The organism is Rhodovibrio salinarum DSM 9154 (assembly GCF_000515255.1).
In the GTDB taxonomy this organism is placed as follows: domain Bacteria; phylum Pseudomonadota; class Alphaproteobacteria; order Kiloniellales; family Rhodovibrionaceae; genus Rhodovibrio; species Rhodovibrio salinarum.
Genome location: NZ_KI911559.1, coordinates 3,947,699 through 3,969,565, shown reverse-complemented (window position 1 = coordinate 3,969,565; position 21,867 = coordinate 3,947,699). Strand labels below are relative to the sequence as shown.

The window sequence follows — 21,867 nt, the reverse complement described above, 5'->3', positions numbered from 1 at the left end:
TTGGCATGATAAAATGTAGACATGCCAACCTTCCAGTTGACCCATAAAATCGCGCTGGATCCGACCAACAAGCAGCACACGTTGCTGGCCAGGTCGGCCGGGACGGCGCGGTTCGCCTACAACTGGGTGCTGGATGAATGGAAAAGGCAGTATCGGAACGGCGAAAAGCCGACCGAAGCTGCGCTCCGCCGCCAGCTGAACGCGGTCAAAGGCACGGATTATCCGTGGATGTTCGAGGTCTCGAAGTCTGTTCCACAACAGGCGGTAAAGGACCTCGGGGAGGCGTTCAAGCGTTTCTTCCAGGGGAAGAACGCCTATCCACGGTTCAAGAAGAAGTTCGTCGACGACAGCTTTCGGGCTGACAACGGCCCTGGCACGTTCGACGTTCAGGGCAAGCGGATCCGCCTGCCCAGGATCGGGTGGATCAAAACCCGTGAACCCTTGCGATTCAGCGGCAGGCTGAAGCGGGTCGTCGTCTCTCGAACCGCCGACCGGTGGTACGCCAGCGTGCTCGTCGAGATGGACACCGAAACGCCCGATCGTGAGAACCAAGCGATCGGCGGTGTCGATCTGGGCGTCAAGGCGCTGGCCACCCTGCCGGACGGGACGACGTTCGAGAGCCCGAAGGCGCTGGAGCGGAATCTGAAGAAGCTCCGACGCTTGAGCAAAGCCCACAGCCGGAAGAAGAATGGGTCGAAGAACAAGCGTAAATCCGCGGCGAAGCTGGCCCGGCTGCACCGGCGCATCGCCAACATCCGGGCCGATGCGTTGCATAAGCTCACATCTGAGCTTGTCGGGCGCTACGACGTGATCGGGATCGAGGATCTGAACGTGTCGGGCATGAGCCAGAACAAACGTTTGGCACGTCACATCGCGGACGTTGGACTCCACGAGTTCCGGAGGCAGTTGGAATACAAGGCCGAGCTGTACGGCACGCGGATCGTCGTGGCCGACCGGTTCTACGCCTCGTCCAAGACCTGCTCGGCGTGTGGGTCGAAGAACGAGATGCTACGGCTCGGTGACCGGGCATGGACGTGCTGCTCGTGCGGCACGTCGCACGAGCGGGATGCCAACGCCGCGGCGAATTTGCAGCATATCGCGGCCAGCTCGGCCGTGACAGCCCGTGGAGAGGAGAGCCATGGCCGGGGCGCACGCGCCCCGGTGAACCTCGCCTCGACGAAGCGGGAACCAGGCGGCAAACCGGCTCATGCAACGGCATGATCAGGTTTGCATAGGTCCTGGGGAGCGGTTCCAGATTAGTGAGCCGTAGGCGAACACAAACACGCCGCCATCCGGGTTCACACCATCAGGGGCGTCGGCCAGCATCCGGTCTCGTGACGCCCTTAGGGTGGCGTCATCCAGTACCTCGACGTCTGGGTGATGTCGGGCGAAATAGGCGCGCAGGCCGTCCTGTTCCAAGAGTTCGCGGGTGATGGCTGGCGGTTGCTCGGTCTCGGACATATCGCCTTCATTCGTGCGGTGCGGGATCGGCTGTACCTTACCGATTTAGGGCCGGGACTCATAACCAGTAGCTGACGATGGCCGCGATCTGGACGGCGGCGAGGAAGGTTGCGCCAGCCGCGCTGCGAGGTCAGTCAGAAAGGCTCTGAGCCACTCTTCCTTGGTCCGGTTGATGTGCCCGCTCGGGAACAGCGGTGACCTTGGGCGCGTTGTCGACATGAAATGTACCCGGTCGGGAACATTTCGATTTGTTTAAGCCGGAACCGTGATGTATATTCCCGATCGGGAACACGGGATGCCTGCTATGCCAACGGCTTCGCCAGTTTACCTGAAGACAGCCGGAGACATCGGAAAGCTCGTCAGGGCGCGTCGTTGCGAACTCGGTATGACGCAAGATGAATTCGCCGGCCTCGCTAACGTGGGACGCCGTTTTCTGATCGAACTCGAAAAGGGCAAGCCTACCTTGCAAATCGATCGTGTTCTTTCAGTTTTGCAGGTCTGTGGATACGATTTATACGGCCACCGGCGATGAGCGAATACAGGCTGACTGTTTATCTTGAGCAGTTTCAACGGCCGGTTGGTACGCTCGTTGGGTATGAGGACTACACCCTACATTTCAGCTACGAGCGCGCCTATGGCGAGCTTGAAGACGCTTTGCCGCTTTCTCTGAGAATGCCGCTTTCTCAATCCGAATACACGGATCTCGCTTGCCGGGCTTTCTTTCAGAACCTGCTTCTGGAAGGGCGCCGTCTCGACCAGGTTGCTGATAGGGAAGGCCTTGATCGCGACAACGTCGCCGGCCTCTTGAGCCATCTTGGTCAGGAATGCCCCGGTGCTATCTCAATCGTTCCCGAGGGCAATCCGCCGGGGAAACAGCCGGGGATAATCCCGGACGACTACCGTGAGATCGAAGCAAACGAGCTTGCTGCCGAGGTGCGCGCGATGCATGAAGGTAAACCGCCCCGGCGGAACCGACGCATTTCGTTGGCCGGCGTCCAAGGCAAATTGGCGGTCACGGTTGGGGAAGACGGACGTCTTTACGAGACTGCCGAGGGGGTCGGCGCGCCGACAACGCACGTACTCAAGGTTGGTGACCCCGATTACCACGCACTGGTCGAGAACGAATACATTTGTCTGAAACTGGCGCGGCGTCTTGGATTGGACGCGGCCCACGCCACGATCGGTTACGCAGACGACGTTCCTTATCTCCTGGTCGAGCGTTTTGATCGCTACCGGGATTCAAATGGATATATACATCGACGCCACCAGGAGGACACCTGTCAAGCGCTCGGGTTGCCAGGAACCCTGAAGTACGAAGAACACGGCCATGGTGACCGTCGCGCGACTCTCGATGGTATTTTCGACCTGCTTGGCGAGACTGTGAGCCCCATCGAAGCACGTCAGGCCATGATCTCGATCACGGTCTTCAACTACCTCATCGCTAACTTCGACGCACATGCGAAGAACTTCGCCTTGCTCTACCAGGGCCGGCGCCCGCACTTGGCACCTTTCTACGACATCGTCAGCACCGGCGTTTACCCTGACACATCAAAATCGTTCGCGCTCTCCATTGGCGGAAAGCAGGACTATGATGAGATCGGTGGCAATGAATGGGGCGCGTTTCTTAATGAGAGCGGTATCCGAACCAACGGCGCTCAAAAGCGTGTTTTGAATCGTACGATAAAGCCGTTGGTTGAGGGCGTCCTACCCGAATTGGACACCTTACTCGAAGAAGAGAATTTGGAACACAGGGGTCGCAGGATCCGTAATCTCGTCGGAGCCGGTATTCGAAACCTGAACGATGCGTTCGGTTGGAGCGTCCCCGCAGATACCGATGCACCGGTCGCTACGCCGCCAGGGTGGCGTATGTCATAGCGGGTCAGCATACAAAGCGGGTCAGCATACAAAATGAGGTACCCGCTGTATTTGCCGATTTTGCATATCGGCACAGGGGTCAGTTGATAGCTATTGTTCTTATGCAGGTCCTTGTCCGGCCGATCGGCGCCGTGACCCCGCACCGATCCACACGTGGCGCACCACGGATCGACGATCACCGCATCCTGAACGCCATCTTCTGGACGCTGCGGTCGGCGGCTCGGGACCGGATCATGGACGCGATCGTCGATGCCTACCGGGCTTTCGACACCGAAATATCATGCGCACGCTGCTCTTGCGTCGTTGACTCTCTCGGCCCGGAGGTCAGAACATAAAGAGAACGTTTGTGGCAGTGGGAATCGACGATGCCGCCTGATTCGACCTCTGAAACCGACCTGGCTGCGCTGCGCCAGCGTATCCGCGCGCTCGAGCGAGGCGGCGTTGAGATGTCGGCAACCCCGCTCGGCGCCCCCGTTCTGGACGACGCGCTGCCTGGCGGTGGCCTGGCCCGGGCGGCCGTGCACGAAATCGCACCGGTACGTCTCTCCTGGGACGACGGCCCGGCCACCGGATTCATGCTGGTATTGCTGGGTCGGGTGTTAGCTCAGGACGCACGGCCGGCTCTCTGGATCGCCAGCCAGCCAGACCTTCATCCGCCGGGGCTGCCGGCGTTCGGCGTGGATCCCGCACGTCTCCTGTTGGCTCGGGCCCATCATGCCAGCGACACCCTCTGGGCCATGGAAACGGCACTGCGCTCGCCAGCCGTGGCGGCCGTGGTGAGCGAGATCCGGCAGATCGACCGTACCGCCAGCCGCCGTCTACATCTCGCTGCCGAAACTGGCCGGACCACCGGGCTGCTCCTGCTGCGGCGGGACCGCGCGCAGTCCGGCCGGGTTGAGCCCTCGGCGGCGACCACGCGCTGGCACATCGGCGCCATGCCGGGTTCGGGGGGCACGCCACCGGAAACGCCGGGCCATCCGCGCTGGCGGGTCGAACTGCGGCGTTGCCGCGGCGGGCGTCCCGCCGACTTTCTCGTGGAGTGGAACGATGCGACGGCTGATTTCGCTTTGGTTACCCCGCTTTACGACGGAGCGGCGGCGTTGGACGGATCGGACGAGCGATTCCAGGACGTCGGTTAGACCGCATGCCCTTGTCGACGAGCGCCATGGCTGTCAGGCCTTAACAGCGGTGGATGCAACTGCGGCCTCAGCCGGGCTCGCGCCGGGACAGGCGCTGACCGCGGCCCGGGCGCAGGTGCCGGATCTTGTTGTGGACCGGGCCGATCCGGTGGCGGACACCCAGGCACTGACGCGTCTGGCTGCCTGGTGTGGAAAGTACAGTCCCTGGACCGCGCCCGATGGCGGTCATGATGCCGGCGGCGGCGCAGGGATCCTGATCGATGCTACAGGCTGCGCGCATCTCTTCGGCGGCGAAGCGGCGATGCTGGCCGACATTTACCGTCGGATCACCGCTCTGGGCCTTTCCGCGCGGGCCGCAATGGCCGGGACGCCCGGAGCCGCGTGGGCCCTCGCGCGCTTCGGGACCCAAGCCAGTACGCCGACCCGGATCGTATCCCCGGGAGCCGAAAACGACGCCCTCGCGCCTTTGCCGCCGGCCGCACTCCGGTTGAGCGCCGCCGAACGCGAGCTGCTGCACCGTCTGGGTTTGCGGTGCGTTGGCGATCTGCTGGCGATCGCGCCCGCCGCCCTCAGCCCTCGCGTTGGCCGCGGGGTCGCCCGGCGTCTGGACCAGGCCCTGGGCCGGATCGCTGAACCGATCAATCCGTGCCTTCCCGTCCCGGCGCTGAGGGTCCGACGAAACTTCGCCGAGCCGCTTACCATCCCCGACGATCTCGCACGGGCCAGCGCAAGTCTGCTGGCCAAGCTGGTCCAGCGCCTGGAAGCGGAACAGCGCGGGGTGCGTCGGATCGAATTGGCTGGGTATCGCATGGACGGCACCTGGACACGGCTGGAGATCGGCACCCACAGAGCCAGCCGGGACCGGGATCACCTGGCCCCGCTGCTTACCGCCCGGGCGGACGAGCTCGACCCCGGCGTCGGCATCGAAACGTTGGTTCTGGCCGCTACCGCCGTGGAGGCCCTACCGGCGCAGCAAGCGGCACTGCCGGGCTATGAAGCACCGACTGACGATCTCGCCAACCTTCTCGACCGCCTCGGGACCCGTCTTGGATCCGATGCGATCAGCCGCCCGGCCCCGTGGGCGAGCCATCTGCCGGAGCGCAGCGTCCGCCGTCTCGGGCCGTTCGAAACGACGTCTCTGGCTTGGCCGACAACGGCCCACCGTCCGTTGCGTCTGCTGACCCGGCTGCGGCCGATCGAGGCGGCTACGCCGCGCCCCGGTGACCCGCCGACAGAACTCTGGCTCAACCGCCAACGGCTTGCCGTCGTCCGGTCCGAGGCCCCCGAGCGGCTGACATCCGAATGGTGGCGCACCAACCGCCAGCGGGCCACGCGCGACTATTTCCGCATCGAGACCGAAGCGGGCCGGCGCTACTGGATCGTTCACGCCAAAGGGCGTTGGTACCTGCACGGACTCTACGCGTAGAGTTCATGGGCTGGACGCTGCTGCTGATGGCGCCTGTGGCTCAACGACGGGTCCTGCATCCGCCTGCGACCCGGGTGGCAGCATCATGTCTGGGCCTACGACTTCGTGCAGGATCGCACGCACGACGGACGACCGTTCCGAATGCTCACGGTGGTCGACGAGTTCAGCCGGGAATGCCTGGGCATCCTGGTGGCGCGCTTAATCAAATCGGACGACGTCCTGGCACTGTTCGTCGTCTACGGACCGTCGGGCCGGGGATCCGGAGCCGCTGCCGCGGCGGCTGCGCTATCAACGCCTGCGGGCCGAGAAGGCCCGGCGGGAAGCGCGCCCTCTACTGGGGATGGGTGAAGCCGCGTTGCGACAAGTCGTAAGAATCGGCGGCGGGCGACGCGTGATTACCCATTAACAACGTCTATAGAATCAGAAAGGCCGGGTTGCATCCCGGCCTTTCAAAAATCATTTGGCCACGCTTATTTCCCGCAGCCTGCGATCTCTTTCGTGTATTTCCCAGCGTTCTGGCCGATGTTCTTAGGCCCGTTGACGAGCCGATCCGCCCGGGCGCGCTTGATGCGCAACGCCAGCTCTTCCTGGGATTGCGGAAGTCCGATTCCACGCCGCGCGGAGCTGGATAGCTCGGTCTGGCGCTTTTCTGCGGTTGCGGTGTTCACGGCTCATCTCCTTCCAGAGGTCGCCTGAGAGTATATAGGTTCGAGGAATGGCCTACAACAGAGAAGCCTTGTTCCTCGTAGCACGGGACAGTCGGTTCGATGGCATCCAACGCGACCGCGTAACTGGCGCCCAGCAGATAACCCCAGTCCACGAGGTTTCTGACCACAATAGGGATCACGTCCCCGCGAAACGGGTGCCGAGCGTCCGGCGGAAAGCTCTCGATATGATCAAGGCGCACCTCATGCCGGTTGTGGCTGACCCTCCCCACTGCGAGAGCGTGGAGTGATGTCATCTCCGCGCGGTTCCAAAGCGCGATCTCAAACCGCGCCGGGTTTGTCCTGACACCCGGGCGGCCGAAGCGCAAATGGGACCATGACCACTCTCGGCTTTCAGGGTGGCGCTCTCCAGCAGGAAGCCTATCGACGGACCCTGCTGCCGCGCTGGTGATTGGGGTTAAAACCAACCCTGGGTAGGTCGCGCTGTAAACTTCCAGCGTCAGCTCGTACGAGACTCTGCGCAACTCATCGTACCGACGCAAAGCCTCTTCGTATTGTGAATTTCGCGGCACGTGACTCGTCCCCAGACCGTAGGTCGGCTCACCTGCGATATGGGAGCGCTTTTTCGGCTCCGGCCCATTAACAGGACCTGCTGACAGATAAACTCGCGCTTCTCGCGCGTGAACCGTTGTCGGCAAGCCACGTCCCCAGCGACCATCATCGACCACGAGACGCAACACGCTTGAAGGTTTCAACGAACCAAAACGTAAAACCGCCGCACCCCAATGCACAACATGTTGTGTGGCGGTTGTCTCGGTTCCTCGGTCGAACCTTTGTTTGGGTAATAAGTCCGATCAGAAAAGACCGCTTGTGAGCACCTTGCCGGCGAAGACCAGATAAAGTCCGCCCACAACTCCGAAGACGACCCGACGATGGCGATCGAGAAACGTGTGTACCGTCTCGGTCCGGAAAACCACGGCGAACCCGCCGTAGATCGCAAGCGCCGAAACCGTGCAGACGCCAACAAAAACCGTAAGGGCCCAGGGCGCCGCATCCGGTTTCGCGGCAACGGACATCACAGAGATCCAGAAAAGGGCCGACTTGGGATTCGAGAGGGAGGTCATTACACCTTTGAGTAGCATGCGCGTGCGTACGGGGCGCCGGCGATCTCCGCCCCGGTCCAACTGCCCGGAGATCTCGGGCACGCGCCAAGTGACGGGCTGACTCGCGATCGCCCGCGCGAAACTATCGTAGGCGAGCTTCGCCAGATAGGTGGCACCGACAACGACAAGCACGGGATAGACCGAACTTGCCGCGAGCAGGGCTGCAGTGCCGGCGGCTGTCGCGGTCGCCCAGATGCAGGTGCCGACCGAGACCCCGAAAGCGAGGAATAGCGCAGCGGTTTGGCCCCGATGGATCGTGGTCTCGACAATCAGGATGTTGCTGGGCCCCGGCGTCAGGGCGGCCACAGCGAAGAGACCCAACCCCGAAACGAGGGCAAGACCTTCGGCCACCTTAGTTGTGCGCGGCGACGTAGTCCGCCGTCGTGTCCGGTCTTAGGACCGCACGTTCATCCGTACCGCCAGTGTGGACAAGCAGAATCCGGGCGTCCCGCCGCAGGCTTCCTTGCGAGAGCATCTGGCGCAGTCCGGTCAGCGCTTTCAGCATGTAGGTGGGTCCAAAGTACAGGTTCGTAAGGCTTAGCAATCGTTCGCTTTCCTGAACGTCTTCCCAGCTGAACTGGCCATAGCCGCCGGCCAGAGCGGCCTGGTGGAGATGAAAAGGGAGTCCTTGCGGCCCGCTTGCGTCCGTGTCGGTCACACCCAGGGCTGACGCAAATGTCTGGGTTAGCCGGTGATAGACGCGGGCTGTGTACTCATCGATACGCACCCCGATGACCGACCAGCGCGCACCGTGCCTTTTCTTGCTAAAGTGCAGGCCGGTCGCGGTGCCGGCGGTTCCCACGGGCAGAACGACGTAGTCAAACGTGACGCCGAGGCTCTGTTCCTGATCCGATATCTCGCATCCGAGGCCCATCGGCCCGCCGACGGAGAATGATGCGGCGGCACCCGCCGGAACGACGAGCGGATCGTACCCATGGTGCGTGAGATCACGCACGATTGCCTGGATTGTGTCATCCAGGCCCGCCGGGTCCGCAATGTGAACGATCCGCGCCCCCGACCGCAGTAAGCCCAGGTAATTGCCGTGCGGGGGATCCGGGACATGCCCCCGCACGACCAGGTAAACCGGGATTCGGGCCCGGGAGGCGTAGTGTGCGAGGGCGCGCAAACAGTTCGACTGGGCAACACCATCGGCGACCAGAGCGTTCTTTCCCGTCGCGGCGAGGTATCTCAGCGTGGCCTCGATCGCGCGACGTTTGACACCGGAGCCGATATCGTCCTGACGGTCCTCCCGTTTGACCCAGATTTCCGCGCCCAGCTCGTCGGATAACACAGGGCAGTGGTCGATCGGCGTCGGCGCCAGGGTCGGTTTGATGATGCCCGATCGCAAATAAGACAGGGACATAGACGCCTCCTGGTTTCCTGACCTCTTCACGCAACGGCGGAACCGCGGGTGCGATCAGGTCCCCGGCGTGGCCCGGAAACCGTAAGACAGGTGCGCGACATGCTTCCCGGCCCGGACGTGGTCCCAGGCTTCTGCTGCCGTGAGCGCAGCCGGTGCGAGGGTGTCGCGTACCCACTCCGCGGACATGTCGACGATCGCCGGATAGGCGTAGGAATGGTCTTGGAGGATCCGGGCCGCCTTAGCCTCGTCGTAGAACAGGAATGCGTCGTGGGTGAACGTCGCCTCGTAACGGGCGTAGTGTTCGACGTATTCCTCGTCGCTTTGACGCATCATGGCAACGGTCCCGCGTTCAAAGGTCATGCCGGCGCGTCGAAAGCACGCCGCGATCGCGTCGTCTGGGATGCGGCCGCCGATCAACGTGATCACCGAGCCGGTTGGCTTGAGCTTACGTTTCGCGGAGAATAGAAAGCCGAGTTGCGACAACAGCGACCATTTTACCAACGGATCGTCTTCGCCCTCGGCGAGGCGCTCGTAGGCGCTCGCGTCGGTAAGCGTCGTCGTCGCGAGATCGGTTCCGAGATCGTCCGGCGACGTCATGATCAGCGGAAGGTTTGCATAGATCAGATCGCATCCGTCTGGGACCGGCTCGCAATCCCGGCCGGCCACGAAGTCGATCGCCTCCGGCATCTCCTGAGCTGTCGTGTTGTGACGGATGTTCTGTTCGATGGGTGCCAGGATGTCCGGCAAGATGTCAGTGATCACCATGGACTCGATCTGAAACAGCCGAAGCGCGGCGATCGCATCGACCCCATTGGCGCTGCCGATGAAGGCCGCGCGGCCGATGTGGTCCCCGTTACGCTGTTTGAACCGCCGCAGCTCATTGAGCGCGACGTGTAGCCAGTCGTTCGCCGCATCCTTTTCGATACCGGACATTTTCGCCGTTAGATGAATACGGTCTTCTTTCGTCCTCGAGGCCAGGCCGTGCAGTTCTAAGAGCGGCCGGATCGTCACATACAAATCCGTCATGGCATCCCCTCCCGAAAATAAAAACCAATCTTCTTTCAGCGCTCGTGCGGATTTGCGCAGAACTTGGCCCAGACCGCACGTTTTTCGTTCGACGACATTGAGGGAAACGCACACACATTGCCAAATAAGAAGAATTTATTATTAGAACAGAGAGCGCGCCGGCTAGCATCATCGCTTCATAATCCGATAAAGGGAGGTGTGCGATGAAGGGATCGGTGCTGGCGGCAATCGGAAATACACCGTGCGTCAAGTTGGATAACCTGCCGGGGCCAGTCGACGCGTCACTATGGGCCAAGCTCGAGTTCGCCAACCCGGGCGGAAGCATTAAGGATCGCATCGTGCACTACATCGTGGCCGATGCGGAACGCCGCGGTCATCTGCGTCCAGGCGGGACGATTGTGGAGAACACCTCGGGAAACACCGGAGCCGCGATCGCGATGATCGCTGCGCAGAAAGGCTACAGGGCAATCCTGACAATGCCCGACAAGGTGAGTTCGGAGAAGCAGGCCGTGCTTCGCGCACTCGGGGCCGAAATCGTGGTTTGCCCAACCGCGGCGCGCCCTGGAACGCCGGATCACTACGTGCAGCGCGCTCGGGACATTTTCGCACGTGAGCCTGGCGCATTCATGGTGAACCAGTACGACAACCCCCTCAATTCGGAGGCGCACTATCTAACAACCGGGCCGGAACTTTGGCGCGATTGCGGGGAAGATATCGACATCTTCGTGACGGCTGGCAGCACCGGCGGAACCATCTCCGGCGTCGGGCGCTACCTCAAGAAATGCGACCCGAACATCAAGGTGGTGCTCGTCGACCCGGTCGGATCCGTCTATTATACCTACTTCCACAGCGGGGCCGTGGATGAAAACGACATCACACCCTATGCAGTTGAGGGGGTTGGCGAGGATCATCTCGCTGACTGTATGGATTTCTCCGTCATCGACGATGTGATCCGGGTTACCGATGACGACGCCTTCGCGACAGCCCGTCTGTTGGCGGCACGCGAGGGACTGCTCTGCGGCGGCAGCTCCGGGGCCAACGTGTGGGGCGCGATGAAGCTGGCCGAGCAATATCCGGGGGCATCGATCGCGACCATCCTGCCCGACCTCGGTGTCAAATACCTCTCGAAGATCTATACGGATACAGCCCAGTCCGCAGCGGCGGGAAGCGTCGCTGCCGTGTAGCGAGCCGGCCACAGCGTTTCATGAATAAGAAGGGCACTATTGCGTTCTGCTACGCCCGTCCAGATGTAGCCGTAGCGTCCCGCAACGCGCTCTCCGCCGGACCGGGCGGATGGAACCCGGCTGTCGGCGGTTTGCCGCTCCAGCCCTGCTGAGCGGATCGACGGACTTGGCCCGCCCGTCGCTGGCCAGAGCTCGCGGCGTACAAGCCACGCCGCTGAAGCTCGGCCAGGACCTGCCGGCGTGACCGACGCGGATCCCTCAGACCGGAATCAGAACGTCTGACCCGTAAGGACCGCGCCGCGTCCACGTCGGCGTGACTCGTGTGCCCACACCGGCCGCAGCGGAACGTCGCGCGGCCCGGACGGTTGTCTCTGGATGTAAAGCCGCAGCTGCTGCACTGCTGTGAGCTGTACGCCGCGTTGACCTCGACCGTCTCGACGCCGAAGCGCTCTTCCAGATCTTGGAGCTTCTGGCGGAAGACGGCGCGGCCGCAGCGACGGATGATACGATTCATCCGCTTCGACAGGTCCGGGTGGGAAAAGTCCAGGCGCTCGACGATTAGCGTTTCGGGGCGCTTCAACCGAGCGAGCCGCTTTAGCACCCGGTTAATCTCGGTTTTGATGTAGCCCCGTAGTTGCTGGACCGCCTTGTCGTACCGCTCCGACCTGACTCTAAAACCCGCCCGCTGGCGGACGCGGGCGATCTTGTCGATGCGCCGGTCGAGCTTGGCCAGATGGTCGATGAAGTTCCGGCCCATCAGGTCGCCCTCGTCCGTAGCGACGAGGGTGGAGAGACCAAAGTCCACGGCGATCGCATCACGGAGCGGCTGGTACGTGGTGCGGCTCTGCCGGAACGACTCAGTGACATCGGTGACCACACCAACGCTCAACGCACCGTCCCGATCGGCGTTGATCTGGACGGTTTTGCAACGGTCACCCTGTCGCGCGTCATGGTACGGGTAGGAGCGCAGCGGCACGTCGATCTTGCGCCGGTCCAGCGTCCCGAGCCTGAACCAGTAGTCGAACGCGCCGGCCTGCGTCGCTCGGCCCAGAACCGCCTGACGCTGATCCATGACCATATTGCAACGGGCGAACAACGGCCGTCGGTGCTGGCTCAGCACGTGCCGCATGATCCGCCGGGCGAGCTTCTGCGTCTCGGCCGGAACGACCGTCCCGTCTTTCATGGCGACGGCGTCGCGCCGGAACCAGGCTTGGCGCTTGTTGATGGTGTGGAGCTGGTGCTTCGTCGTGTCGTCCAGGCTGGACGCTTCAACGATCCGCCGGAAGTCGTTCTGCCGGTTGGCCATGAAGCTCTGCAGCGTTCCAACGACCTGGTAGCGCACCATTTGCACACGCGCCGCGCCGATCCGGCGTTTTGCCTCGCGGATCGGCGCAACAGCGGCTTCTTGGTTGGCCGATAGGTTCTTCTCGAACCGACCTGTTTCGAAAAACCGCCGCCATTGGTCGGCAGCAACCGTCTCGGCCGTGTCGCGCCAGGCAAACAGCAGTTCACGCACCGCTTGTTCTTTCCCAGCGTTAGGAAAGACCGGCAAACGGTCAGTGCGGTGGATGGTCCGAGGGATGCTCATCACCGATCAGCTTGACCGGGACGAACCATGAACGTCAACATTTGGTAGGCCGAAGCACAACGCAATAGGTCCAAATAAGAATAATCAATTTCACGTTCGAGCGTGACGCCCGCAGGGTTCACGCCGCTATGAGGTCGCGTCGCCGTATCTGATCGTTACGTCTGCGGTGCGGGGACCGGCCTACGGTGTCTTGAAATTTCCAATGAGGTCATGATGCGTTCTTCCATCCGTGCTGACGGCTTCCCGTCGCAAATCGCGCTATGGGCGGCACTTGGCGGTACGTTGTTCGCCCTGATCTGGTCGCTCTCCTTCGTGGTGACCCGGCTGGCCCTGCCTGACATACCGCCCGTCCTCCTTGCGGCGATCCGGCTGATCGCTTCAGGGGCCCTGCTCGTCGCCTTTCGCGCGCGCACGACGCTGGCGACCTGGCGCGCTGCGTCGCCCGCGACGCGTCGCACGATCATTCTCGCCGGTCTCCTGGCCCAGGCCGTCTACCTGGGCGCTGCATACTGGGCGCTGACGGCGATCCCAACATCGGTGGTCAACATCGTCGTCTCCGCGTTGCCGCTGCTCACGATTCCAGCGGCCTTTCTCGTCCTGCGTGAACGCGCGTCTCTCATCGAAACATTCGCCGTCGTTCTGGGGGTTACCGGGGTCGCCATCGCCGTCTTCGACACGCAAAGCATGCGCATGGTGAACGAGGGCGCCTATACGGCGGCCGCGATGCTGCTACTGGTAGCGGTCGCGGCGCTGGCGCTCGGGAACACGCTGGTCAAGCGCATCGTGACGGCGCGCAACTACATCGATATCTGCGGTCCGCAGTTCCTGACGTCTGGCGTGGTTCTGCTCGTTGTGTCTTTGATCCTGGAGACGACACCGGGCTGGGACGCGCTGGCCCGTGCGTTGCCCGAGCTCGGCTACCTGGTGTTGCTCGGATCGATCGTCGGCATGGCCCTCTGGTTCAAGCTGCTATCCCTCATGACGGCGAACCAAGCCGCCTCGTTTTTCCTGATGACGCCGATCATGGGCATGGGCCTCGGCGCTCTGTTTTTCGGCGAGCTTATGACCACGTCAAAGATAATCGGTGTGGTTGTGTTGATGGCTTCAATTAGCCTGAAAGTAATGGTATCGTTCGCGAATAAGCCCAATGATTGAGGCGGGTATGGTGTCCTATCTGGGAAAGCTGTCCTTCCGGCATCTGCTGACGCTCGAAGCCCTCCACCGCACCCGCAGCATGTCTGATACGGCAACTGAAGTTGGGCGAACGCAACCCGCGATCAGCCAGCAGGTTGATGCGGTCGAGGATGCCGTCGGGTTCGCGGTTCTTCACCATCGCCGTGGCGGTGTGCATTTTACCGCACGCGGCGAGCGTCTCGTCCATGAGGCAACCGCGTTTTTTCACGCGTTCGAATGCAGCGTCGACAGGATCGCACAGATGCCGGACGAACGCATCCGGGTGGGCATACCTGAAGACCTCTGGGTCGCCTGTAAAACGTGTCTGGCCCCGCTTACAGCTGACAGCATCGAGATTAAATCGATGACATCGCAAGCGGTTATCCGGGCGTTCAATGCGGGCGATATCGATGTCGGAATCGCCGCGACATCGCGTCCCCTCGAGGCATCGACACGAACCTGGCGCCTGGGCCTGCGCTGGGCCGGTTGCGAACCAGCGCCCGAACGACGACGGGATATTCGGATCGTATCGTTGCCGCACGGCTGTCTTTACACCGGTGTCGCGACAAATGCGATCGAGCGCGCGCAGCTCTCCATCGAGCGACACATCATGCACGACAGCATCGACGAGGTGTTCTGCGAGCTGAAGAACGGCGGGGTCACGATCATGTCCGCCGACCTGTCTTCATCCCTTGGATGTTGGCACGACGGCGCCGGTTTGCCGCCTCTTCCCAAGGCCACGCTCAACCTGCTCGTCGCCAACGGCGGGGGCGACCAACTCGCGTGGGCTGCCAAAACGCTAGCGTGGGGCATGAGCCGCGTCGTTCGCCGCCGGGAGCATCACACAATTCCCGGCATGCTCCGTGAACTCGGGGTCGATCTCAGATTCTACAAATCTGCCTAAGGCTGCTCGTGTCGGGTCCGGCTCCTGTCTTGGGGAAGGAGGATGACCGGCAGCTATTTCTGGCATACGGATCCGGCCTGAGCCGCTATTACTGACGGATACGCGCCGCGTGTCGAGGTCGATGAGCTTGGGCGCCCGAGGCGACTGATCGCCCGACCCGACCGTCGAGGCGACGCGCCGCCCACGGCCGTGCAGATCGCCAATCTGGCGTCAGCCTCCGCTTCCAGCCGCCCTAAAGGCCAGGGCTCAATCCGACCGAAAACGTGTCCGCCACGCTCAAGGCCCTCGTGCGCAAAGCCGCCGAACGGACTGTCGAAGCTGTCTGGTCTACCATTGGCCGGAGTCGTCGACACCTTCACGCCTGAAGAATGTGCCACCTCCTTCGTCGCCACCGGAAAGGATCCAGACTGATGGGGTCCCGCTCTAATGAAACGATCGGCACTCTGGCTTGAGCCCGCCAGTGCCGTCGTTCAAGCGCTCGAGCCGGTCATCGAGATTGTCGATGCGCTCGGCGACCAGATGCAGCACCAGCCCTTCGCGCTGGACCCGGCCGCTTACCCCGAGCAGGCGGCCCTGCAGGAACGGTCGGCGATAGCCCTCAAAGACCTTCGGCCACAGGACGACATTGGTGACGCCGGTCTCGTCCTCCAGCGTCGCGAAGATCACGCCCTTGGCGCTACCCGGGCGTTGCCGCAGCAGCTGTCGCTGCTGCTGCAATTCTCCCCAGATGTGCTGTTTGAAAAGTCCCCACTTAGGCCAAACCTGATCACCGATGATGCCGCCGTCGCACAGTATGCAGCGGAGGCCGTTGGTGATCCCGTTGAGGGGACTTCTGATGATCCTGGATCTTCACCGCCAGGGCCTGACGGTCGCGGCCATCGCCCGGGAGACCGGCCAGGACCGCAAGACGGTGCGCAAGCACATCGCCCGCGGCCTGGTCGTACCCGTCTACGGCCCTCGGGCACCGCGGCCGACCGTGGTCGACCCGTACAAGGCTTATCTCCGGGAGCGGGTGACGGCCTATCCCGGCCTGAGCGCCCGGCGCTGGTCCGCGAGATCCGCGACCAGGGCTACGCCGGCTGCTACGCCCAGGTGACCGAGTTCCTGCGCGAGATCCGGCCCGATGACCCGGCGGCCTTCGAGCGCCGCTTCGAAACCCCGCCCGGCCAGCAGGCCCAGGTCGACTTCGCGTTCTTCAAGACGGTGTTCACCGACGAGCCCTCGCAGGAGCGCATCGTCTGGCTGTTCTCCATGGTGCTGGGTCATAGCCGCAAGCTGTGCGGCCAGTTCGTCCTGCACCAGGACCTGCAGACCCTGCTGCGCTGCCACGTCGCCGCCTTCACCGAGCTCGGCGGCGTGCCGGGCGAGATCCTGTACGACCAGATGAAAACCGCCGTGCAGAGCGACAAAAGCGAGGAGACGGGGATCGTCTACAACGCCACCCTGCTCGCCTTTGCCGAACACTACGGCTTTCTCCCCAAGGCGTGCCGGCCCTACCGCGCCAAGACCAAAGGCAAGGTCGAGCGCCCCTACCGCTACGTCCGGCAGGACTTCTTCCTCGCACGCACCTTCCGCAATCACGCGGACCTGAACGCGCAGTACCGCGCCTGGTTGGCGGACGTGGCCAACGCCCGCCGGCACGCCACCACCGAGCGGATCGTTGACGCGCACTTCGCCGAGGAGGCACCGAGCCTGGGTACGCTGCCCGCGGGCCCACACGCCGCCGTCCTCAAGCTGGATCGGCGCGTCACCAAGGACGGCCTGGTCTCGGTGGGCGGCAACAAGTACAGCGTGCCCGACGGCACCCGCCGGCGGACCGTCGAGGTGCACAGCCTGACCGAGGAGATCCGCATCCTGGAGGACGGCCGGCTGATCGCCAGCCATCCCGTCCTGCCCGGGCGCGGCGGCCGTCGGGTGATCGAGGGCCACCGGACCGGGCCGGCGCCGGGCAACAGCCGGTTCGCTCGCGAGCCGGCTAAGCCCCTCCAGCGGGCCGGGGAGACCGTGCCCACGCGGGCTCTGGCGATCTACGACGCGATCGGACGCGCCCTCGCGCTCATGGAGGTGCGCTCATGAGCGCGGCCACCCTGGAGCGCATCCGGGGCCATCTGGTCGGCCTCAAGATGCCGCGCGCCTTGGAGGCCCTGGACGGCCTCGTCCGCCAGCTCGAACGCGGCGAGCTGTCCGCCCTGGAGGCGATCGAGGTGCTGCTCGCCGAGGAGCGCACCCTGCGCGAGGGACGGCGGATCAAGGTCGCCCTGCAGATGGCCAACCTGACCCCAGTCAAAACCCTGGACAGCTTCGACTTCACCTTCTAGCCGTCGCTGGACCGCCAGCGGGTCCTCGCGCTCGCCCAGCTGGACTTCATCGACCGCCGCGAGGCCGTCCACCTGCAGGGTCCGCCCGGTACGGGCAAGACCACCTGGCGCTGGCGCTGGGCGTGGAGGCGGTCAAGGCTGGCCGGAGCGTGTACTTCACCGCACTCGCCGATCTCGTCGCCTCGCTCGCCAAGGCCTAACGCGAGGGCACGCTGCGCGAGCGCCTGCGGTTCCTCTGCCGGCTCGCGCTGCTGATCGTCGACGAGATCGGCTATCTGCCGGTCATCCCCGGTGGCGGCAACCTGTTCTTTCAGCTGGTCAACGCTCGCTACGAACGCGGCGCCATGATCCTCACCTCCAACCGTGGGTTCGCCGAGTGGGGTGAGGTGTTCGGCGACCCGGTCGTCGCCACCGCGCTGCTCGACCGCCTGCTGCAAGGCAAACGCGATCTGCTGATCCGTAAACCGGCTCTTCTTCATCGGTCAGGCTTCTCACCACCATTCCACATAGCCTAACCGGAAAACTCGCATCCCTACCGGTCCAATCTTCCGTCAGCAGACCAGCCAGGCTGCTTGAACCATGTCGAGGGTAGACGCTTGGTGCAAGCTCCCGCGCACATATATGCCGGATCCGGCGAACACAGATGAACAGAGATCCGGCATGATCCGCAACTTACGGTCACCTTTGATGACAAACCTTGGCGCTCATGACAGCTGTTGTTCATGTTCGAGAGGTTTGTCACCAATGGGCACGCGAGCGTGTCCCAAGCCGCCTCTGGTGGGGCCTGAAGGCCTGGCCTTTCGGCGCATGGATCCCTAAAAGAGCCGCTGCGGCTCAACTGCAGCGGCTCTTTTGTATTGTGGCTGAGCCCGGAGGTGGACGAGTGTCTGTTGCCGTCGCGCACAGCTATCAACCCGAAGAACCGCTGTCCGCAGACGGTGATCGAACCTGCGGACCGGCTCATTTTGCGCGCTTCCCGAGCGGTAAGAACTCGGCTTGTTTGCCGAGGTGATACGTGCGAACTTACCGTTCGGTAAGAATTGAGCAAAAACCGGGGTCGTGATGACGAAAACTGCCCGAACGGGAAGACTGGCGAGCGCCGAGGACTTCGGCCAGTTGATCCGCCGCCGACGCCGGGCGCTGGGGATGACGCAACTCGATCTTGCTCTGACCATCAACGCTGGCGAGCGGTTCATTGTCGAACTGGAGCGCGGCAAGCCGTCATGTCAGCTCGGTAAGGCGCTGAAGACGGCCGCGGCCGTCGGCGTGCGTCTTGGCGATCTTGCCGACGTGGAGGCGTCCGACATCGATAAGGAAGACGGTTACGGCAGTCTGTTCGATCCCTCATGACACTCGACATCTATTACGAGACTTTCCGCGTCGGCGGCATCGAGATCGATGCCGGCCATATATGGTTCACTTACGACCGTCGCTGGCAACGTACCCGCCAGGCTTTCCCGGTTTCGCTGAGCATGCCACTGAGCTCGGATAAGCACTCGGGCGACGTGTTGATGCCGTGGTTGATGAACCTCCTGCCGGAGGGCGACCCGTTGCGGGCGACGGGCAGCGCGCTCGGGATCGCCCAGGAGGACGTGATCGCGCTTCTAGAGCGTATCGGCGGTGACACTGCCGGGGCGCTGTCCATCGGGGAGCCACGCGACCGCGCTCAGGCCGGGTATCGCCCCGTTGAGACCGAGGCTGATCTGGAACGGGTCCTCGCCGACCTGCCGAGCAAACCGTTCCTGGTGGACGAGGCGGGGGTCTCGATGTCGCTCGCCGGCGCGCAGTACAAGCTGCCAGTCCACGCCGACGACAACGGCCGCATCGCCGTTCCGGTCCACGGTGCGCCGTCGACGCACATCCTCAAGCCGGACAACAACCGGCTGCACGGAAGTGTCGTTAACGAGGCCCTGTATCTGGTGCTGGCGCGGCGCGTGGGATTGACCACCTGCGCGGTCACGACGGGGCGCGCGGACTTACCTCCTCGTAACCCGTTACGACCGTAACCGGCGCGGTGACGGGACCATTTTGCGCCGGCATCAGGAAGATTTCTGCCAAGCGCTGGGCCGCCCGCCCGGAGCCAAGTACGAGCATAGCCAGACCGGACGGCGCGGCCCGGACCTGAGAACGATGATCGGACTGGTCCGGGACCGGCTGGCCCCGGGGCAAGTACCCCGGTTTCTGGATGCGGTCATCTTCAACATCGCGATCGGCAACGTCGACAGCCATGCCAAAAACTACAGTGTCCTGTATCCGCTGGACGGTGGACCACCGGCGCTGGCACCGTTGTACGATCTCATGAGCGGACTGGCGTGGCCGGGGATAACCGAAAACCACGCGCAGGATGTCGGCGGTCAGAACCGTGGACGGCACATCCACGGCCGGCACTGGGCGCGCCTGGCGGCGGAAAGCGGGATCAACGCGACACAACTGCGCCGGCGGGTCGACGAGATATGTGAGCTGATTCCGACGGAAGTCGATGCGGCCATTAACGAGGTCGCCGCGATGCCCGGTGGCAGTCACGGGATGCTGACCGAATTCAGCCGCGAGATCCGGGAGCGGACCCTGACTGTCCGCGATCACAACGCGGCTTAAGTGTTAGCCTCCAGGCCAGCTCGCCCGATGCCTCAAGACCCGCGATCTGCCGGATCTGATGCTCTGGAATTGGGCGCCCGGTAACGCAGAGGGTCGACGCTGACGCGCTCGGTTCCGCTCGAACCTGTCGATCCTACCAGCACGGCTCGGCGGGCAAAACCGTCACACGCCCGCATCGGACACTGAGCGCTGGCTGATCCCCGGCGGGCAGGCGCTAACGGCGGACCTGCCGGGGCACGTCCAGGGCCACTACGACGGCGATCTCCGCCGGCTGATCGTGACCCTGTACCATCGCGGGCAGATGACGATCCCGCGGATCACCACGCAGCTGCGCGATCTGGGCATCGACATCGATCGCCGGCAGATACGACGCCTGCTCCAGGACAACAGCGCCGCCGATCTGCTCGGCGAAGCGCAAGACGTGCTGCACGCCGGGCTGGGCACGGCATCCTGGGTCAGCGTCGATGACACCGGCGCCCAGCATCAGGCGCGAAACGGCTACTGCACCCGGATGTGGATCGGCTGGGGTCAAGCACGCCGATCGGCGCGCTAACCGTCGGAGTTCACGTTATTCTTGGGTGTCACACTTCGATGCCTATCCACACCCTCCGGTAACGCCAGCGGCGCTCTGGTGCCGAGTGCGCGCCTGCGGCCGCCGCGGCGGCGCACCTACAGCCGGTTTCCTGGTACAGTCGGCGGAACTCCGGGGTAGGGCCTTGCGATGGTCGGCTGGAGAGTTATCGCGGCGGCAAGGGTAAAGCCTCGCTCAAAACCACCCGTAAAATTCGCCGGCTGTAAATCTGACAATCTGCACCTCATCCTTACCTCCCCCGTCCGTTAGCATGGCCTCGTTGTCGGGAGGGGAGCCATCGGTGCATTGCCATTGCGACAGGTCGGTCTACCCATGCGATAGCGCGTGCCCGCGGCCTTCGCGCAGCCGGGTGCGGTTGTCGAGGAACCAAGCGTAGGTTCGTGTCAGTCCGGTGCGCAGGTCAACCGATGGTGTCCAGCCTAGGTCCCGGAGCCGGCTGGAATCCAGCCGTTTGCGTGGCGTGCCGTCGGGCATACTGGGGTCTTGCACGATCTCACCCTCGAACCCGACAATCTCCGCAATCAAACGGGCGAGGTCGGCAATCGGTAGATCTTTTCCAGAGCCGACATTGAGGTGCTGCGCGCCCGTGTAGTGGTTCATGACGAAGATCGAGGCGTCGGCCAGGTCGTCGACGAACAGGAACTCCCGCCGCGCCGTGCCGCTTCCCCACACCGTGACGTGCCGGTCGCCGTTTTCCTTCGCCGTATGAAAGCGGCGGATCAGGGCTGGGATGACGTGGGCATGATCGAGGTCGAAGTTGTCGCCGGGTCCATACAGGTTCGCGGGCAGCACGCTGATGGCGTCGAAGCCATACTGCTGGCGAAGCGCCATACAGGTCTTCAGGCCGGCGATCTTGGCGATGGCGTATCCCTCGTTCGTGACCTCGAGTGGTCCGGTCAGCAGATACTCTTCTTTGATCGGCTGCGGGCAGTCGCGCGGGTAGATGCAACTTGAGCCCATGAACAGGAATTTGCGGACACCGCTGCGCCAAGCCGCATCGATGACGTTGGTTTGGATCTGCTGGTTCAAATGGATGAAGTCGGCCGGATAGCTGTTGTTGGCCCGGATACCGCCGACCTTGGCCGCGCACATGAATACGTGGTCGGGGCGTTCAGCCTCGAAAAAGGCGCGCACGGCTTGCTGATCCGTCAAGTCGAGCGCGTGGCGGCTGCGCCCGATCAGATTGGTGTAGCCCGCCGCCGCCAGACGCCGAGTGATTGCCGATCCCACCAGGCCCCGATCGCCGGCCACATAAATCTTGTCGCCCGTTTCCATCCCGATCCCCATCGGTTACGCCCGGGCACCAGCGCACGTGCGCTGGCGTGGTCGTCTGCTTGTGCTACACCTAGCGCGGGCGCAGCAAGCGTGTCGCGTGCGTCCGACCCTGGAAACGGT

21 protein-coding genes and 3 pseudogenes are annotated in these 21,867 nt (G+C 63.3%); 16 read left to right on the top strand and 8 right to left on the bottom strand.

The genetic code is table 11. From position 1 onward, the window contains the following. The first annotated feature begins 21 nt into the window (after positions 1-21). Complete coding sequence (locus RHOSA_RS0118465) at positions 22-1,221, top strand: RNA-guided endonuclease InsQ/TnpB family protein (RefSeq protein WP_037256638.1); 1,200 nt, start codon at positions 22-24, stop codon at positions 1,219-1,221. Here RHOSA_RS0118465 and RHOSA_RS0118460 read toward each other — a convergent pair whose 3' ends face one another. Continuing rightward, positions 1,222-1,461, bottom strand: a complete 240-nt coding sequence (locus tag RHOSA_RS0118460; protein ID WP_027289833.1) for a hypothetical protein — start codon at positions 1,459-1,461, stop codon at positions 1,222-1,224. Between the two features lie 268 nt (positions 1,462-1,729). On the opposite strand from RHOSA_RS0118460, the gene RHOSA_RS24905 reads away from it, so the two are divergent. From RHOSA_RS24905 to RHOSA_RS24900, 5 genes and pseudogenes are all read left to right on the top strand, one after another. Beyond that, positions 1,730-1,993 (top strand): helix-turn-helix transcriptional regulator, encoded by a 264-nt coding sequence (locus tag RHOSA_RS24905; RefSeq protein ID WP_200371952.1) that lies wholly within the window; start codon positions 1,730-1,732, stop codon positions 1,991-1,993. Then, the gene (locus RHOSA_RS23585; RefSeq protein ID WP_051432327.1) at positions 1,990-3,336 is read left to right on the top strand and encodes a type II toxin-antitoxin system HipA family toxin; all 1,347 of its coding nucleotides are present in this window, start codon (positions 1,990-1,992) and stop codon (positions 3,334-3,336) included. Before RHOSA_RS24905 ends, RHOSA_RS23585 begins: the two co-directional genes overlap by 4 nt. A gap of 365 nt (positions 3,337-3,701) precedes the next feature. Next, positions 3,702-4,475 (top strand): ImuA family protein, encoded by a 774-nt coding sequence (locus tag RHOSA_RS23575; protein WP_051432326.1) that lies wholly within the window; start codon positions 3,702-3,704, stop codon positions 4,473-4,475. Positions 4,476-4,524: 49 nt separating this feature from the next. Beyond that, positions 4,525-5,901 carry a Y-family DNA polymerase gene (locus tag RHOSA_RS0118445; RefSeq protein WP_027289832.1) on the top strand — a complete coding sequence of 459 codons (1,377 nt, stop codon included), beginning with the start codon at positions 4,525-4,527 and terminating at the stop codon, positions 5,899-5,901. Between the two features lie 30 nt (positions 5,902-5,931). Continuing rightward, positions 5,932-6,144, top strand: a pseudogene (locus tag RHOSA_RS24900) (IS3 family transposase); the annotation flags it as partial. Between the two features lie 227 nt (positions 6,145-6,371). On the opposite strand, the gene RHOSA_RS0118440 reads toward RHOSA_RS24900, so the two are convergent. From RHOSA_RS0118440 to RHOSA_RS0118420, 4 genes are all read right to left on the bottom strand, one after another. Then, complete coding sequence (locus tag RHOSA_RS0118440) at positions 6,372-6,569, bottom strand: hypothetical protein (protein WP_027289831.1); 198 nt, start codon at positions 6,567-6,569, stop codon at positions 6,372-6,374. A gap of 851 nt (positions 6,570-7,420) precedes the next feature. After that, positions 7,421-8,080 carry a LysE family translocator gene (locus RHOSA_RS0118430; protein WP_037256634.1) on the bottom strand — a complete coding sequence of 220 codons (660 nt, stop codon included), beginning with the start codon at positions 8,078-8,080 and terminating at the stop codon, positions 7,421-7,423. A gap of 1 nt (position 8,081) precedes the next feature. Next, positions 8,082-9,092, bottom strand: a complete 1,011-nt coding sequence (locus tag RHOSA_RS0118425) for a 1-aminocyclopropane-1-carboxylate deaminase/D-cysteine desulfhydrase (RefSeq protein WP_027289828.1) — start codon at positions 9,090-9,092, stop codon at positions 8,082-8,084. 54 nt (positions 9,093-9,146) lie between these two features. After that, entirely contained in the window at positions 9,147-10,109 is a 963-nt protein-coding gene (locus RHOSA_RS0118420) for a hypothetical protein (RefSeq protein WP_156092822.1), read from the bottom strand. A 212-nt stretch (positions 10,110-10,321) separates the two neighbouring features. Here RHOSA_RS0118420 and RHOSA_RS23570 point away from each other — a divergent pair, with 212 nt between their 5' ends. Continuing rightward, on the top strand, positions 10,322-11,302 hold the full coding sequence (locus tag RHOSA_RS23570) for a PLP-dependent cysteine synthase family protein (RefSeq protein WP_051432325.1): 981 nt from the start codon (positions 10,322-10,324) through the stop codon (positions 11,300-11,302). A gap of 49 nt (positions 11,303-11,351) precedes the next feature. Here RHOSA_RS23570 and RHOSA_RS0118410 read toward each other — a convergent pair whose 3' ends face one another. Beyond that, positions 11,352-12,818 (bottom strand): zinc ribbon domain-containing protein, encoded by a 1,467-nt coding sequence (locus RHOSA_RS0118410; protein WP_027289826.1) that lies wholly within the window; start codon positions 12,816-12,818, stop codon positions 11,352-11,354. A 282-nt stretch (positions 12,819-13,100) separates the two neighbouring features. Between RHOSA_RS0118410 and RHOSA_RS0118405 the strand changes: the two genes are divergently transcribed. Together RHOSA_RS0118405 and RHOSA_RS0118400 are read left to right on the top strand one after the other, a co-directional pair. Next, positions 13,101-14,045, top strand: coding sequence for a DMT family transporter (locus RHOSA_RS0118405; protein ID WP_081728834.1), 945 nt, complete (start codon positions 13,101-13,103; stop codon positions 14,043-14,045). A gap of 7 nt (positions 14,046-14,052) precedes the next feature. Beyond that, entirely contained in the window at positions 14,053-14,967 is a 915-nt protein-coding gene (locus RHOSA_RS0118400; RefSeq protein WP_027289824.1) for a LysR family transcriptional regulator, read from the top strand. A 423-nt stretch (positions 14,968-15,390) separates the two neighbouring features. Here the strand turns inward: RHOSA_RS0118400 and RHOSA_RS23565 are convergent, their stop codons facing one another. Further along, positions 15,391-15,684: an OB-fold nucleic acid binding domain-containing protein gene (locus RHOSA_RS23565; protein WP_051432324.1), complete on the bottom strand. Its 294-nt coding sequence runs from the start codon at positions 15,682-15,684 to the stop codon at positions 15,391-15,393. A 94-nt stretch (positions 15,685-15,778) separates the two neighbouring features. Here RHOSA_RS23565 and istA point away from each other — a divergent pair. From istA to RHOSA_RS26075, 7 genes and pseudogenes are all read left to right on the top strand, one after another. Then, positions 15,779-17,043: pseudogene (gene istA, locus RHOSA_RS23560) on the top strand (IS21 family transposase). Next, the gene (locus tag RHOSA_RS26085) at positions 17,040-17,285 is read left to right on the top strand and encodes an ATP-binding protein (RefSeq protein ID WP_027289823.1); all 246 of its coding nucleotides are present in this window, start codon (positions 17,040-17,042) and stop codon (positions 17,283-17,285) included. The pseudogene istA and the gene RHOSA_RS26085 overlap by 4 nt, the downstream one beginning before the upstream one ends. A 122-nt stretch (positions 17,286-17,407) precedes the next feature. Beyond that, a pseudogene (locus RHOSA_RS26080) lies at positions 17,408-17,800 on the top strand (ATP-binding protein). Positions 17,801-18,347: 547 nt separating this feature from the next. Beyond that, complete coding sequence (locus tag RHOSA_RS0118375; protein ID WP_037256632.1) at positions 18,348-18,635, top strand: helix-turn-helix domain-containing protein; 288 nt, start codon at positions 18,348-18,350, stop codon at positions 18,633-18,635. Continuing rightward, entirely contained in the window at positions 18,632-19,291 is a 660-nt protein-coding gene (locus RHOSA_RS26005) for a HipA N-terminal domain-containing protein (protein ID WP_051432323.1), read from the top strand. Before RHOSA_RS0118375 ends, RHOSA_RS26005 begins: the two co-directional genes overlap by 4 nt. Before the next feature lie 22 nt (positions 19,292-19,313). Then, positions 19,314-19,880 carry a HipA domain-containing protein gene (locus tag RHOSA_RS26000; protein WP_051432322.1) on the top strand — a complete coding sequence of 189 codons (567 nt, stop codon included), beginning with the start codon at positions 19,314-19,316 and terminating at the stop codon, positions 19,878-19,880. Positions 19,881-20,157: 277 nt separating this feature from the next. After that, complete coding sequence (locus RHOSA_RS26075) at positions 20,158-20,433, top strand: IS66 family transposase (RefSeq protein ID WP_027289821.1); 276 nt, start codon at positions 20,158-20,160, stop codon at positions 20,431-20,433. Positions 20,434-20,778: 345 nt separating this feature from the next. Here the strand turns inward: RHOSA_RS26075 and RHOSA_RS23545 are convergent, their stop codons facing one another. Continuing rightward, positions 20,779-21,747 (bottom strand): GDP-L-fucose synthase family protein, encoded by a 969-nt coding sequence (locus tag RHOSA_RS23545; protein WP_037259086.1) that lies wholly within the window; start codon positions 21,745-21,747, stop codon positions 20,779-20,781. Positions 21,748-21,867 lie beyond the last annotated feature (120 nt).

Bases quoted from the DNA above. Each gene is read 5' to 3' on its own strand.
- RHOSA_RS0118465 (WP_037256638.1), top strand. From the start codon at position 22: ATGCCAACCTTCCAGTTGACCCATAAAATCGCGCTGGATCCGACCAAC.
- RHOSA_RS0118460 (WP_027289833.1), bottom strand. From the start codon at position 1,461: ATGTCCGAGACCGAGCAACCGCCAGCCATCACCCGCGAACTCTTGGAA.
- RHOSA_RS24905 (WP_200371952.1), top strand. From the start codon at position 1,730: ATGTATATTCCCGATCGGGAACACGGGATGCCTGCTATGCCAACGGCT.
- RHOSA_RS23585 (WP_051432327.1), top strand. From the start codon at position 1,990: ATGAGCGAATACAGGCTGACTGTTTATCTTGAGCAGTTTCAACGGCCG.
- RHOSA_RS23575 (WP_051432326.1), top strand. From the start codon at position 3,702: ATGCCGCCTGATTCGACCTCTGAAACCGACCTGGCTGCGCTGCGCCAG.
- RHOSA_RS0118425 (WP_027289828.1), bottom strand. From the start codon at position 9,092: ATGTCCCTGTCTTATTTGCGATCGGGCATCATCAAACCGACCCTGGCG.
- RHOSA_RS23570 (WP_051432325.1), top strand. From the start codon at position 10,322: ATGAAGGGATCGGTGCTGGCGGCAATCGGAAATACACCGTGCGTCAAG.
- RHOSA_RS0118405 (WP_081728834.1), top strand. From the start codon at position 13,101: ATGATGCGTTCTTCCATCCGTGCTGACGGCTTCCCGTCGCAAATCGCG.
- RHOSA_RS0118400 (WP_027289824.1), top strand. From the start codon at position 14,053: ATGGTGTCCTATCTGGGAAAGCTGTCCTTCCGGCATCTGCTGACGCTC.
- RHOSA_RS26085 (WP_027289823.1), top strand. From the start codon at position 17,040: ATGAGCGCGGCCACCCTGGAGCGCATCCGGGGCCATCTGGTCGGCCTC.
- RHOSA_RS0118375 (WP_037256632.1), top strand. From the start codon at position 18,348: ATGACGAAAACTGCCCGAACGGGAAGACTGGCGAGCGCCGAGGACTTC.
- RHOSA_RS26005 (WP_051432323.1), top strand. From the start codon at position 18,632: ATGACACTCGACATCTATTACGAGACTTTCCGCGTCGGCGGCATCGAG.
- RHOSA_RS23545 (WP_037259086.1), bottom strand. From the start codon at position 21,747: ATGGAAACGGGCGACAAGATTTATGTGGCCGGCGATCGGGGCCTGGTG.